Origin of the sequence: Periweissella cryptocerci (genome assembly GCF_004358325.1) — a bacterium.
GTDB lineage: Bacteria > Bacillota > Bacilli > Lactobacillales > Lactobacillaceae > Periweissella > Periweissella cryptocerci.
In genome coordinates, this window is sequence record NZ_CP037940.1 from 2,973,637 (window position 1) to 2,988,824 (window position 15,188).

The 15,188-nt window shown below is 35.3% G+C and carries 7 protein-coding genes and 1 tRNA gene; all 8 read left to right on the forward strand.

The features are described from left to right. Positions 1 to 58 precede the first annotated feature (58 nt). The 8 genes from EQG49_RS13365 to EQG49_RS13395 all read left to right on the forward strand — a co-directional run bounded on the left by EQG49_RS13365 (position 59) and on the right by EQG49_RS13395 (position 15,188). Positions 59 to 1,831, forward strand: coding sequence for a DNA topoisomerase (locus EQG49_RS13365; protein ID WP_133364463.1), 1,773 nt, complete (start codon positions 59 to 61; stop codon positions 1,829 to 1,831). Between the two features lie 14 nt (positions 1,832 to 1,845). Beyond that, on the forward strand, positions 1,846 to 2,619 hold the full coding sequence (locus EQG49_RS13370; protein ID WP_133364464.1) for a hypothetical protein: 774 nt from the start codon (positions 1,846 to 1,848) through the stop codon (positions 2,617 to 2,619). Positions 2,620 to 2,847: 228 nt separating this feature from the next. Beyond that, positions 2,848 to 4,644 (forward strand): AAA family ATPase, encoded by a 1,797-nt coding sequence (locus EQG49_RS13375; RefSeq protein WP_133364465.1) that lies wholly within the window; start codon positions 2,848 to 2,850, stop codon positions 4,642 to 4,644. A gap of 187 nt (positions 4,645 to 4,831) precedes the next feature. After that, positions 4,832 to 9,436 (forward strand): hypothetical protein, encoded by a 4,605-nt coding sequence (locus tag EQG49_RS13380; RefSeq protein ID WP_133364466.1) that lies wholly within the window; start codon positions 4,832 to 4,834, stop codon positions 9,434 to 9,436. Between the two features lie 179 nt (positions 9,437 to 9,615). Next, positions 9,616 to 12,060 carry a pLS20_p028 family conjugation system transmembrane protein gene (locus tag EQG49_RS13385; RefSeq protein WP_133364467.1) on the forward strand — a complete coding sequence of 815 codons (2,445 nt, stop codon included), beginning with the start codon at positions 9,616 to 9,618 and terminating at the stop codon, positions 12,058 to 12,060. Between the two features lie 189 nt (positions 12,061 to 12,249). Beyond that, positions 12,250 to 12,552: a DUF2834 domain-containing protein gene (locus EQG49_RS13390; protein ID WP_133364468.1), complete on the forward strand. Its 303-nt coding sequence runs from the start codon at positions 12,250 to 12,252 to the stop codon at positions 12,550 to 12,552. Between the two features lie 68 nt (positions 12,553 to 12,620). Further along, positions 12,621 to 12,722 (forward strand) — tRNA-OTHER (locus EQG49_RS13820). Between the two features lie 45 nt (positions 12,723 to 12,767). Beyond that, on the forward strand, positions 12,768 to 15,188 hold the full coding sequence (locus EQG49_RS13395) for a phage tail tape measure protein (protein WP_133364469.1): 2,421 nt from the start codon (positions 12,768 to 12,770) through the stop codon (positions 15,186 to 15,188).

Sequence of the window (15,188 nt, forward strand, 5' to 3'; positions counted from 1 at the left end):
CCGTTAATAATATGTTGATGTCATACTTTAATTTATAAATTTAGATTGGAGAATAAGTATGAGTACAGTTATTTTGGCAGAAAAACCAGACCAAGCACAAAATATTGCGCTGGGATTATTCGGGAAAATTACAAAAGTAGGAATCAATGTTTATTCTGGTTTTTCTGATATTTTGAACGATGATGTAAAAATTGTTCATGCTCAAGGTCATTTATTTGGTTTAAAATCACCTGAAGAATATTTTAGTAATCTTGATAGTAATCATTGGCGGTTGAGTGATTTGCCTTTTTTCTTGCCTGACAATCCCAGTTTTCAATATTCTGGATTTACATCTAAACAAAAGGATTGGTCAAAAAAATTGTATGAGTCAATAGCTAAGGAAGTTAGAGCTGCTTCTAATATTATTATCGCTACTGATCCAGACCGTGAAGGTGAGCATATTGCCTATTTAGTTTTAAATAGGATTGGCATTATGAAAAACAATAAACCAACGAAACCACTAAAAAGAGCGTGGTTTAATGATATGACTGCTCGTGAATTTCAACGTGCTTTTGCAAATTTGCGCGATTGGAAGGAAACGTATAATTTTCATATTGAGGCTTTAGCTCGCCAAATTGCGGACTGGGAGTTTGGGTATAACTTGACTCGTGCTGTGACCCTCGGTCTGAGAAATCAAGAGCATTATGCACCTAAAAATACGGGTGGTTTTTCGATTGGGCGTGTTCAGACGCCTATTTTACAGTTAATTGGAATGCGTGAAAAACAGATTCAAGAGTATAAACCTATTAAACATTGGAGTATTAGCGCGATAGATAAGTCTGCGAATATTCAATTTAATAATTCTGTGCAATATGATTCATTTGATGAAGCTACTAAAGTATGTTCTGGTTTGGATGAAACTGCTAAGGTAGTCTCGGTTGAAACTATAAAAAAAACAAAAGCAGCTCCTAAATTATTGTCAATGGTTGAAGTGGAGCAATTGGCTGGTGAACGATGGGGTTATGCACCAATTGAAGTTGATGACCTTATTGAAAAGTTGTATTTGAAAAAGTTAATGTCATATCCGCGTGGTTCATCAAGATATATTACAGATGAAGTGTTCGCTTATTTGTTGGAACATTTAGATGACTATAAAAAAATGGTTGGATTAGAGTTTGACGCTGTGAATACTACTCCACGTAAGGAATATGTAGATAATTCTAAAGTCTCGGCTCACTATGCACTCGTTCCTTCTGTAAATGTTATTGATTTATCTAAGTTACCAGATGATGAAGCGAATATTTTACGTTTAGTTACTGAAGCTACTTTGATGATGTTTGCTCCTGATTGGGAGTACGAGGAAACAACGGTCATTTTAGATAATGGGGTTGAGTTAAAGGCAACTGGTAAGGTGACAATTGCTCAAGGCTGGCGAGAATTTGATAAAACAAGTGTTGTCGATGTTGAAATGCCAAATTATTCGGTATCTAGTTATATTAATGTTTCGACTAAACTTGTTGAGGGCGTTAATACAAAACCTAAGCGGTTAACGCAAGCGACTTTGGTTAAGGGACTCAAGAAGTTAAAGTTGGGAACTGAAGCAACCCGTTCTGAAATTATTAATCAATTGTTGAATAAAAAACAATATTTGAAACTACAAAAAAAAGAACTTTTTTTAACCGATAAAGCGACGATTGTTCTTGAATTCATCCATGGGTCTATTGATGTTCCTACAACAACTATGTGGGAAGAACAGCTTTGTTTGATTGGTGAAGGTAAAGCTAGTTTAGATTCATTTATTAAGATTGTTCGTGATGATATTAAAGAAAAAGTTGCTGAGTTTGCTGCTTAAATTGGAGAGTGAAAATGAAAAAAAGTTACGTTGAGTTTACTGGATGTGTATTATTAATGGATTCTAAGCCTATGATTAGTGATTTAGCGGATAAATATCAGGTAATCAAGGTTCAACCTGAATATATTTTGCCTCGAATTGTTGATGATACAGAGGTTAATGACGCAGTTAGCGTTATTGTAAAAGGTAATGATTTTGTAAATAAATTAGATCAATTAGAAGAACGCGGATTAGTAGAAGTTCGTGGTGAACTTTATCTCAATCCTAAAGGTGAATTGGTTGTGATTGCTTCTGATATTACTAAAGTTAACAGTAATGGTAGTTATGGGTTAATGGTTTCTGCGTTATCAAAATGGTATCGAGAAAATAAATATACTAGTGTCAGCGATGTTGACTATCCTGGGGTTAATGAAAAGGTGGTTGAAGAAAAAAATGTTAAGTCGCATACTGATTTGCTAAACAAAGACGTAGATGACGGTTATTTAGATGGATTTAAAGAAATGGTGAAATCAGCTTCACCAGACCCTGATTTGGATAAAACGGCTTTAATTGAGGATACAGTGTTAGCAAAACGGAAACACGACTTTAATCCTAACGTAAAGGATGACGTTGTTGAGAAGCCAGTTAATGATGAACCTGTTGAAATCGAGCGTTCATCTGAAGTTCGCGAAAGCGTTGAAGCAACTGATGATACTGATGTGGATAGTGGTGTTGATACTTTTGTACCTGAGAGCAAAAAATCAAATGAAGAAATATTGAATGTTTTTGACGATGAGGATGATATGTAATGAAGAGACCATTAAAAAAAACGAACACTAATATCATGACTGGTCAACATTCTAAGTGGTTGCAAGCTATTCAATCTCATAATTTAGTGTCATATGTTAAATTTGGATCTAAGTGTGGTGTTGATGTTTATTCAGTGCCACTTGTTCATTGTCGTTTTGATCGTTCATTAAAGTAATTGGTATAGATATTATGTCAAAATCGCTCAAAATGACGGTAGGGGGTGAATAATGGAGTATTTGAATAAGTATGGTACAAATATGAATGAGAAAGTAATAGCCAATCCAGAACGAGCTAATGCAATTGGTCGAGACCGTGAGATTGATCAGGTTATTCATGATTTGACTCGTTGGACTAAAAACTCTCCATTATTGATTGGTGAAGCTGGTGTAGGTAAAACAGCCTTGGTTAAGGGGTTGGTCAAACGTATTGTGCTGAATGATAGAGTTCCTGAAAGATTATTAAAAAAGACTGTTTATATGATTGAGTTATCTGTCTTGATGGATAAAAGTGATGGTGAGGATTTTACCTCAAAATTTAAACACATTATTCGTGAAGCAACTGATAACTTTGATTCGGTTATTCTATTTATTGATGAAATTCATACGATAGTTGGTACTGGTGGTAGTGTGGGTAGTGCTTTAGACGCTGGTAATATTATTAAACCGGCATTGGCTGAAGGCGAAATACAAATTATTGGTGCAACTACGATTGAAGAATATGAAGATTACATTGCTAAAGACGCGGCATTGCAACGTCGTTTTCAAACAATTAAACTAGATGAGCCAACTGTTAATCAAGCAATTGAAATATTGCAGGGTGTTAAGCCAAATTATGAACATTTTCATGGAGTAACATATACAGATGAGGCGATAATACAGGCAGTTAAATTGTCTAAACGCTATATTCCAGATCGTTTTCTGCCCGATAAGGCGTTTGATTTGCTAGACGCCAGTGGTTCATTAGTTTCAGTAACACATGGTCAAGTAACAGAAACTGAGATTGCTTTAGTACTTGAGGAATCGACGGGTATTTCAGTTAGTTCAATTTTAAAAAATGATGTTTCTAGAGTTAGTGCATTGAGGAAGAAACTCAATGGACGTGTGAAAGGTCAAAAAGAGGCTATTGATGTCGTTGTTAGTGCTATTACTATTGCGCTGGCTGGCTTACAAGAGATGAATAAACCTTTAGGCTCGTTCATGTTTCTAGGTACCACTGGTGTTGGTAAAACAGAGCTTGCAAAAGCTTTAGCTGAAGCAATGTTTGATAGCGAGGATAATATGATTAGGTTTGATATGTCTGAATATTCTAAGCCTGAGGCAGCACGTTCTTTGCAATTTGATATGGCGGAAAAAGTACGTCATACTCCTTATTCGATCGTTTTGATTGATGAGATTGAAAAAGGTCATCGTTTGGCGCATGACTTGCTATTGCAAGTATTAGATGATGGACGGTTAGCTGATAAGCGTGGACGTGAAGTTTCTTTTAAGAATACCTATGTGATTATTACTTCTAATTTGGGAGCAGAGCTTATTAGCGACCACTTAACATGGGAGAAAGGGACAGATGAAAGTTTTGACGCAATGATGGAAGAACAATTGGGAGCAGAGTTTCGTGCTGAATTGATTAATCGAATTGATTATATAATTACGTTTAATCAACTTAAAAAGCCTGTTATTCGTGAAATTGCTAATAAGCAGCTTAACATTTTGCGCCAAGACTTATTACCTAGGTCAATTGATTTTCAATGGACGGAAGATTTAGAAAGTTTTTTAATGGATATTGGTTATGACCGTGATAAGGGTGCTCGTCCACTAAAACGTGCAATGAATAGAGTTTTGAAAGATACGCTAGCGATTAAAGTATTACGGTTTAGTTCCGTTGAGAGAGAAATGCCTGTCAAATATCAGATTATTGCGGATGTGACTGGTGAGGCACCTTCTGATGCTGACAGATATGGTTCTCGTGAGGTTGTTTTTTCAACAAGGGAAATTCGTTTGGATAGTATTAATAATTTCGGAAAGTGACGCGCATGATTTACCGGAAAATATATGATAAAAATAAGTGAAATGACGGATAATAAACATCTGAAAGTATGACAAAAGGAATACTCTTGTCATACTTTTTTATTTGAAATACTGTTGAAACAGCTACAACTCTATAGATGAGATTATTGTTTTATGTTAAAAATTGATTCGATATGGAGACTAATATATGGCTGAGAGTAATTATTTAAAAGAAGAATTGCAGTTGAAAGAAAATGTTAATTATTTGTTTGAAGTGAAGAATGGTGATGGTGTTAAAAATGTTGACCCGGTTAAATTTCCAGATGGTACAACTGTTTCTTTGGCACTAGTTGATTACAATCAATTAAATGTGGCAGAACAAGAATTAGCTTCTGAGAATAATTCTAGTATCGCGTATTCAGATGATAAGTATCTGTTGGTTGCAATTTACGATAATGCTAATCATGAGGTATTTCACAATGCTCCGATTGTGATTAATCGTGAGGTGGTTAATACTTTTCTCGATGTGTATAAGCCTGAAATTGATAAAGTACGTGGTGTGGTCAATGTACCCAACACTTTGATTTTCGATAAAGATGGGAAGTTAACTTCTGATTATGAGCATGCAGTTAATACGATGTTGGAATCAATTCATGCGTTACCTCGTAATGAATCAACTAAGGTTAATATTGCTCGTAAATTAGCTGATGATGTTGAAAATTATGGTGGCATGCAACGGAGTTATGGTGTAATTGACGCTGCGCTTAATGCGGCAAATGTGATTAATGCTGGAAAAAGTTGGGGTGATATTTCTGCTTCTGAATTGGTTGGAATGAGGACAAATTATGATAATAGCCAAGTTTTAAAGCGCGATGAAATTGAGTCGGCTTATAATTCTTTGAATATTGCACTTGAAGATCATGATGGCAAACTTGATGGTTTGCGTCTTTCAAAAGAGGAGCAGATTTTACGTGACGCCGGTCTTTTTTTTGATGATGGCATTGGTAGTATTTTGAAGTCTCCACAAACTGATAGCGTATGGCAAATTTATACTGATTCAACTGATGATGTTCCTAATCGCGTTTACTATTCGCCTTTAGCTTTTTCAAGCCAAGATGATGTACCTTTAGAGGTGATTGGTGATGATAGTGATAATTTGAAAATTATTACTAAAAAAGATATACAAGAAGCTGCCGCAATGGCAATTGAGACGCTTAGTGACCGTGACCGTGTGTATATTGGTGCTGATAATCGTGCTGAACTTAGTATGCATTACTTAGCGGGTTTGAGTACTTCAGAAGTGACTGATGATTTAAGTGATTTAGCTTGGAGTAGCAGTATTGATAATGGATTTAAGGATGTTTTGACTCAATTTGATAATAATGATTTTGTAGATACTGTGATTAGTGCTGGGAAAAGGAAATTGAATGATTCTGCAATGGCACAAAAATATAGGATTGGTTATTATCCTGTTACAGAAGGTCGTTTATCTGAAGATTTAAATTATATCAAAGTGTCGGGGCAACAAATTCATGATTATATTAAGTTTAATAACAATTTCGGTAAATTAGAGACGGTGTATGACGTTCTTTACGATTTACCTTTTGATGGTTATCGAACGATGAATCAGTGGTATACAGATATGGTTGCTAGTTCTGAAGGAGCTATTAAACCAGTCCGTGTGAAGGATATTACCGATGATTTTTCGAGTGCTAAATTAGACGCTTTTGCAAACGTTATCCCTGGATTTGATCGTAGTGAATATGAAACAGATGTATGGCAGACGCTGTATGGTGTTTCAGATGAAGATAACTCTCGTGTTAAGGTTATTCGACGTACTGTGTGGAATAAGGGCGATATTAAAGGTTTTCAAGAAACGTATGATAATGTTTCTGAATTACTTGAAATGGATAGCTTTAAGCCTTCTTTGGACGCTGAACAAGCGGTACTTGGGGAGAATAGTGACGCGAAAGCGCACTTGATTGCATTGGATGTTAATGTAGCCGCTGAAGAATTGGGTGAGGAGCTTTTTGAAGGTGATGAGGGCTTACTGAACATAGTATCTCCGTTACAAAAAAAGTATTCTGATGTTGATTTTTCAGATTTAGATTTTTCGGCAATTTTAAAACAATTAGATAGTGGTAGCTTCCCAATTGGTACAAACCGTGAAGGTGATAATTTCTTTTTGAAATTTGATGAAGATGGTATGGATCAAGATGTGATTGCTATCGTTGATAAAAATGGTGATTTTGCTGTTCAAACGGTTAATAGTCCTTATGGTGATGTAGGTTATCCAATGAATGTTCGTAGTGATATTCATGATGAAATTGCAAGTGAATATGATGAGGATACTCTATATCAAGATAAAAACTCTGATATTAAAAATTTGATTTATTATGATTGGATGAATACAGCTAAGGAATTAGCGAATGCTAATAATATTGGAATTCAAGAGCAAACAATTTCTGAATTGGCTAAAATTGATTCACAGAAGAATGTTTCAGATGTTGAAAAATCTGATATTAGTGGTCAATTAAATTCTGCTAGTTCTATGGCTGAAGCATTATACGATGGTTCTGTAATTGAAATTTTGAATTCTGAAAGTGGTTTGCGTACACAATTACGATTAAGTGCGGATTCACGTCTTAATGCTAAACAACAAGGTCGTCAATTTAGTGGGCTGTATGATGTTGACGGTGAAGATAATTATGTAGTTTCTTGTGATTACCGTACTGATTCTAGTGGTGTTTGGCAGCATGGTTATAACAATGTTTGGAGTAGTAGTTTGAGTCGTGATGATTTTGTTTCTGATTCTATTCAAGCTGATGGGTTCATATCTGACCTGGTAGGATCAGATTCATATGATTTGGCACTTAGTTCATTGGTCATTAAGGATATTGGACTCTCTGATAGTAATTGGAAACAAGACCTTGTTAATATGCACATGATTAATCAGCATAGTGCGTTATTAGTGGATAATTCAAAATCATTTGAAAAAATTCGTTCTAATGCTGGCATGTATTTAAAAAGTCACGTAAAAATCGAACCTATGCAAACCGTTGGACGACAAGTGAGCGAAATAGCGGAGATGGTTACTGATTTACGTATTAATATTGATTCTGTAACTGGTCATATTGTGGTTGCTTTTGCTCCTGAGTTAGAATTTGATAGCTTTGAAGAATTGATTAGTTCTGATAAGTTCGCTAAGTATGTTGCAGAGTCTGTTGTTGATGAGGAATGTAAATCTTATTTTGATAAAAATGGTTTGAGTAATGATGTTGATGTTGATTCGGAACATTATGCAGATTTTATTGAATATAAAAAATCATGTCTTGTTTCAATTCCGCAATTATCAATGAATAATGCGGATTTAAAAAATATGTTTAACATTCCAACAACAAACGATAATGAAAAAATACAAACAGTTGAAAATGTTATTGGTAATAGTGATTGTTCAAAAATCATTGAAAAGAAAATTGAAGCGATGAATGAACTACCGGTGTACACATTTGATCAACATAATAACGAATATATTTCTGAAAAACTTGGTGATTTATTATCAGGTAATGGATATTCTTTGAGTGTTGCTGATAAAGATGGTCAATGTGTTTTGAAATTAAGTAATGAACTTGAAGAAGATTCAACTGAAACATATCACGATAATGTTGTTGATATGTTATCTGAAATTGCTGGTCAAGATAGTGAAGATTATATTGGCATTGATATGTTCCGGCAGTTTAACTTTAGTGGCATTACTAATGATTTTGGTAATCCCGATGTAACTAGTTCAATGCTTGAGAAAGCACAAGAAACTGCATTCGTCCCTTATCGAAGTCAGTATGACGAGGTTCAGTTTGTGTATTTTGATTCAGAGCTAGATAAACCGCAAGTGGTAGTATTTGACTTAAATGAAATTGCTCGTTTTAAACGTTACTTTGACGATAAGTCACCAAACATTAAGACTTTTATTGATGAAGTGAAAGAAAGCAATGACAGTATTGTCAATATTTTGGCATGGTCAAGTAAATGGAATGGTATAGCTATTAGTGGTCATGATATTGATTCTGCTGATTCATTAAAAAAACAATTAGACGTTGTTTATAATGAATTACCCGGGCTTGATAAGACAATGTTTCTCATTGATGAAGATACATTTAATCCGATTAATGGGATTCCAGTACCGAAAATATATCGTGAGATTGATGGTCAATATGAACAATACTTGAGTGTCGAGGATATGGTATTACATGATGATATGATTCAAAAATCTATTATTAATCATCAAGTCGAAATTGATAAACCATTTAATGATTTGGTTGAAAAGGTTCAAACTGAGTATAAAAATGTTGTTGTTGGTAATAGTGCAGCTACACTTGCATTAGAAAATGGTCAACAATTCTACGTTGAACAGAATTTTCCAAATGGTACTAAGGCAGTTGTAACGCTAATCCCGTATGAAAACCTATCAAATGATGAAAAAAAGCTCGTTAAAGGTAAAGAAGATGAATTGATTGGTAAAACTGTAATATATGGAAGTCATGGCGACGTGATAGCAACTACACCAACTGTTCCGCTAACTAAAGACTTAGTGGATGGTTATTACGCTAATATGCTGTCATATTTGGAAACCAATACTGGTTATAAGTCGTATCCAGTAGGAGACATGCTTCAAGAAAAAATTGCAGATGTACGTAAACATATTATTCCTTCTGTCGGCACAGTAGAAGATATTGATAAAAAAGTAATAGTTACAGATAAACATTTGGATGATTCAGGCGACAAATTAAACCGCAACGGGATTAAGGGACGCTAATCAGCCTAAAATAGGTTTATTATCAGCATTTGAGCTGACGGTAATAAGAATTGAATATGGAAAAAATATGACAACTGGCTGACGGCTGTCATATTTTTTTATGCGCAAATTACTGTTAAAACTGCTCTGCTCTAATTACGGTCATCATTGTATAAAAGAAATACAAGGAGGACGAGATTTTGTTTAATTATTCTAATTTTTTTAATTTGTTAGCTAGCGCTAGTTCGCCGCCAAGTGCTAGTGATTGGACAGATACGGCTAACAAAGGTCTTGCATATCTTTTTGGGATAGGCGATGGAAAACCATCAGGTGCGGTGGTTGATTTTTACGAACAATGGAATGGTTACTTAAATTTTAGTAGCGGTTTTTTTAGTATTTTTAGAAAGCTTTTAGGGATACTTGCGATTGGTTTGTGGGAATTGGTATCGGCGATAGAAAGTGCATTTAATGCACTTTTTAAATTAACTGGTTTTACTGATATTACACAGATAACAGAGTTCAATTCTTGGTACTCCTATTTTTGGGCGTTTGGCTTAGTACTTGGATTGTTTATTTTAGTTATGATGATAGCTTTCAGTGTGTTCGGTAAACCCTTGAAATATAAAAGCATACTTCAAAACTTGGTAATTGGGTGTCTTGTATGTACTGTGTTGCCAACCACAGTGAACTCAGTAATTTCTGCTGTTGGAACTGACGCAGTTAATTTTTCAAAGTCTGGTTCTAGTTTAGCTGACCAGGTTGTTTTGCAGAATGTGACGGACATGGTTGTTGTTGCGGGTAACAATTGGAAAGTTTATGACAATGGAAATCTTATTAGTCCTGACTTGATTGATGGTCAAGTTGCTATACAACCTGATCAAAATCTTGAAACTAATAATAAAGCTGGTGTTACTGATTCAAGTGATGTTTTAGCTTTACTTCAGCAGTCTGGTGATTTAATTTCCAATAGTGGTGATAACAATATGGTTGGAATGATTAATAAAAAGCATGATTCCGCTGGTGCACCGTTTGCAAATGCTTATAAAGCGGGTATGGGGGCGATTAAAAATCCAACAACTATGACAAACGAAGGAACGATGAAATTTACTAAAATTTTTGATTCGTATTATCCTAGATACAAAATCAATTGGATTGGTATTTACGCTCAATTAATTATTTTTGCAGTTTTCTTTGTGTCGATGGGAATTAGGTTGGTAAAATCACTGTTTAATATTGTTGTTATTGAAATTGTAGCTCCAATTGCTTTGTTTCTTGATACTCGTGATAACCGGCACTTGAAAGAAATTACAACTCAAATATTGGGCGCAATAGCTTCAATTTGGGGTGAAATTTTAGTCATTCGTATTTTGAATCAATTTTTCTCAGTTGCACCTGGTATGATAGCAGGTCAAGCTAACCTCGGGATTATTGGTAATTTGTTCGTTACAATTATGCTTTATGCGGGTGGTATATTAGCTGCATTCCAAGGCGTTTCATATATTGAAAAACTTACTGGTGTAAGTCAATCACAAGGTGAGTCTCTAGCTGGAACGATGGCTGGTGCCGGCTTGTTAATGCGAGGTGGTGGTTCAGTTATGACGGCTACTAGCAGCATTGCTAATTCAGTTTCTCGTGGAGCGTCTAATATTGCTAAGGGAATTGGTGGAGCATTTCAAGCTGCTAAATCTCCTGGGCAGACTGCTAAGGCAGTTGCTGGTGGTATTAAGGACTCTGCTACTGCTCCTTTTAAGGAGGGGGCTGAGTCGGTTAGAAATTGGGGTTCGGGATCTGAAGGTGGAATTGATACTAGTGCACCAGGTGAGGCTACTGTAGCTGATGGTGTTACCAACGTAGCTAGTGATACTGCTGGTAACGAAAATAGCCAAAGCAATACTCAGAATAATAATGAAAATCAAAATAATGATGTTGATGAAAATGCACAAAACAGTGCTACTGATTCTAATACGCTTAATCGTGAGACTAAGGAAGAACAACAAAATGGGGTTCAACCTGAAAGCGAAACGAATGGAGAGGGTCAAGCTACTGGAATTAAAGATGACAGAAATAGTAGTGATGTAAATCAACCAAGTAATGCAATTAATTCGGGAATCCAAGGAAAACCCGAAAATATGGGTATTCCAAGTAGTGAAAATGGACAGTTTAATCGAAATTCGCAATCTGATTCTGGCAACATGCCTAACAGTAACCAAACTGATTTTAATTCTAAAACATCTCAATCGCCTAATAACCTTTCAGGTAATAACGGTAAGGGTGGGATTAGTGATTCTGATAAAAATCTGAATTCAGGTCGTGAAGGTATTTCGACTCAACGTGGTAATAACTCGAATGCAAGCCGTAATAGCGGAATTAGATCTGAACGTGGTAGTATTCAATCGCAACAAGCTTCATACGATAGTTTGAGACACAATTCGGGCTCGTCCATTGACCGTTCAAGTTCAATTAAATCTAGTTCTAGTTACATTGATCATAGTCCAAGTTCAGTTCAAAACCATCGACCTATAGGTGAAGGTATGCGAAATGTTGGTATGTCACTTCAAAATCAAAGCCAGAATTTTAATAAAATGTCCCAAGGGACACATATTCAAGGTGAAAATGAACTGATGGAACATCAAGATGAAGATTAATAAAAAATAGATTTTTTTAAAGACGAAATATGAATAATATTCGTCTTTTTTTGTCTATACAATTCATGGTTTCTTCAATGGTTTTGGCACCAATACTCTTAAAACTAGCCTCCTAATAAATCTCTTAAAGTTAATTTAACGGTTACTCAACCAACCGAATAAAATTTTCAAGAATTGGAGGAAAAGGGCATGTTAGATATTATTACTTCAACACTATTCTCAAAGTTTCCTGAATTGAGTCAACATATTTTGGCGAGCGATCCGTTCACAAAAACTACGACTTTGTTGCAAACGTGGACAGGTCGCGCTCAAGTTATTTTAACCGTTGGTTCAGTGTTAGCTGCGGTTGTAACCGCAATTGTCTATATATTTTCAGGCGACGAAGGTAAGCGTAAAGTTCGGAAACACTGGTTAGCTATTGCCGTAGCTATTATCGTTGGATTTAGCGCGGCAGTCGCAATCTCATTCTTACAAACACAAGTTTCGTCTTGATTAATAATCAAGTATAAGTTTCAAATTTTTCAATCTCGATATTTTATGACCTTATACTAAGGTCATTTGCAAACATAGCTCAATGGTAGAGCGTCAATGTTCTTTTTTCAAAATGGTCTTTCCCTGATTCCATTTCTTTTGAGAACTAGGTTCGATTCCTGGTGTTTGCGTTATAAATTTTAATTTTGTACGAATAGATAGTTTGGAGGAATGTTATGAGCAAGGGTGTAGCAATTAACGACCGATTCTTTTTTAAGATTGGGTCTGGTATGTGGAGTGGTTTAACTGAAAAAAAAGTAAATAATTTAACGGATGAAGAAGTTAAAGCTGTAGTACTTGAAGCCAATGATGTTCAGCGACAAGCTAATTTAACACCAATGGATGATTCTAGTCCGTATATTGGTATTGCTGCATTAGAATCATTTATTGGCGTGTTGCGTAAACGTTTTTTACCCAATAAAACTATTATTTTAAAAAATTTATCAATTGTTGAGAATTATACGGTTAAAGGTGTACATAAACGTTCTTTCCGTCCAGAATTGGTTTTTGAACTGTTGGACGTGGAAATTAATAGCGATTTTGTAAATTTAACTAAAACAATTTTTGAGAGTTTATTTAATCTTGACGCTTCTAATTATGATTACGACACTCGATTAGAAGAAGCTCAGGATATTGAAAAATCATTAGTTGCTAGTATGGGGTCTAGTTACCCAATTGTTGAGTATCCAAGTTTAGAAATCTTCAATCGTGATATTGAGAAGAATAATATTGAATTGTATTATTCGTTGGGTGTACATGGTGATTCAATTGATGATGAAGAATATAATCGTAATGATTATTCGGCTGACGTCACTGATAGCACTGTAACGAATTCTAATCCATTAGCAGATAATGACACCGAAAGTGATTTAAATGCTCGTAGCGATTCTAATAGTAGTTCTCACGACGATTCTGATGATGAAGATAATATTTTTGACCTTGTTCCTGAAACTCCGTCTGTTTCTGCCGAAAAAATAAGTGTGGTGTTAGATGATAAAGAAGCGGGAAGTACGAAAGTTGGTAAATCATTGAGTTTACCGGTGAAGGACATAAAGTTAATTGATCCTTTAGTTCATAATGTTACTTTGAATTTTAAGAAGTTTGAGATTGATGATTCTGATTTAAGTAAATACAGCCCTGGGGCTGATGGTGCAATGGACGCACTTTTAAATGAACGTAAGAAGCAGTTAAACGTTGTCATTAGTCAAGCTGAAGAAATTGCTACTGTTGAAATTATTAAGAACTTAGCTGCTCAACGAAAGACTTTTGAAGATAATTTGTCTAATAAAATTACTGATATGTTAGCTAAAAATGAATTTTATGATGTATTGCAAAAACAAATTTCTGAAGAGTCAAAAGATGAGATTGCAAGACGTTCTAATGCTGCTAATCAAGCATTTATGAATGAGCTTGCTGAACAGACGGCTATTGAAGATGACCGTCACAAACAGGCTATTGCAAAGTTAAAACAAGTTGCGGATTCATCAATTCAGATTAGTAACGATAAAATAATTGCTGATGTTAATCACTCAATGGCAGATGAGTTTAAAAAGCGTGAAGCCCAAAAGCTGAAAGAAAATGCTGATTTAGAGGCTGATTTAACTCAGGAAAGTCGGAAATATGCTGACCAAGCTATTATAAAAAATCGAACTGCACTTGTTAGTTCGTTTGAAGCTAGTTCCAGTGATTTGTATAAAAAGTTGAATAATGACTTGCAAGATTTTTCTTCACAGGTTCATGAAAATGAAGCTGGGGCTATTAGTAACCGACGTTTTGAACTTGACGCGCGTCAGCGCATTGAAGAATTTCAAAAGTATGTAGCTGATGTGCGGCAAAAATCTGATGACCTGGTATCGAAAAATCAGAAACAAGCTGACCGTATTGCTGAACTTGAAGCTGAAAAAGCCGATTGGTTACGTACTAAAATGAGTTTGGACAAGTCAAATAGCGGTGAAGGAGTTCTTAAAGATTCAATTGGTTTATTAACTGCTACGACATTAGCAAATTTACAAAAAGATGAAACATCTAATATATCTCAAGATACTAATTCAGTTCAAACGAGGGCAAAGCAGTTTCATGTGAAAAATTGGCAAAAGGTTAGTATGGGCGCTGTCTTATTATTGTTGATTGGTGGTGGTATTGGTGTTAAGTCTGCAATTGATACTAGTAACAAGCAACATCAAGTTGCCCTGACCAAAAACAAGAAACAATTAAACCTTCTTCAAAAAGCACAATCAGATATGAGTAAACAAGCTTCTAGTACTAAAGCAGAACTTGACGATACAAAAGCTAATTATGACAAAGCTCAATCAAAAGTATCTGATTTAACAGATGAGTTAAAAAAATCTAAGGAAAAACCGCCAGTTGTAACGTCAGATGAGAATAAGTTTACGGCATTGGATCAAAGTCTTGAGGCTGGTTCTACGGTTATCTATGAACGCAAATTCGCTGGCAAAGATTTGGTTACTGAATCGCGTACTTTGGCTGTAGGCAAGCTTTTTTTAGATACTGGTGCAACTACTTCAGCAAAAATGGTTGCGTATACGAATGAAGGTCACAACACTCAGTTGCTGAATCTCATAGACTCAAAAAAATAG

What these genes read in the sequence shown, in the direction of transcription:
- EQG49_RS13380 (WP_133364466.1), top strand. Translation starts at nt 4,832, where the DNA reads ATGGCTGAGAGTAATTATTTAAAAGAAGAATTGCAGTTGAAAGAAAAT.
- EQG49_RS13370 (WP_133364464.1), top strand. Translation starts at nt 1,846, where the DNA reads ATGAAAAAAAGTTACGTTGAGTTTACTGGATGTGTATTATTAATGGAT.
- EQG49_RS13365 (WP_133364463.1), top strand. Translation starts at nt 59, where the DNA reads ATGAGTACAGTTATTTTGGCAGAAAAACCAGACCAAGCACAAAATATT.
- EQG49_RS13390 (WP_133364468.1), top strand. Translation starts at nt 12,250, where the DNA reads ATGTTAGATATTATTACTTCAACACTATTCTCAAAGTTTCCTGAATTG.
- EQG49_RS13395 (WP_133364469.1), top strand. Translation starts at nt 12,768, where the DNA reads ATGAGCAAGGGTGTAGCAATTAACGACCGATTCTTTTTTAAGATTGGG.
- EQG49_RS13375 (WP_133364465.1), top strand. Translation starts at nt 2,848, where the DNA reads ATGGAGTATTTGAATAAGTATGGTACAAATATGAATGAGAAAGTAATA.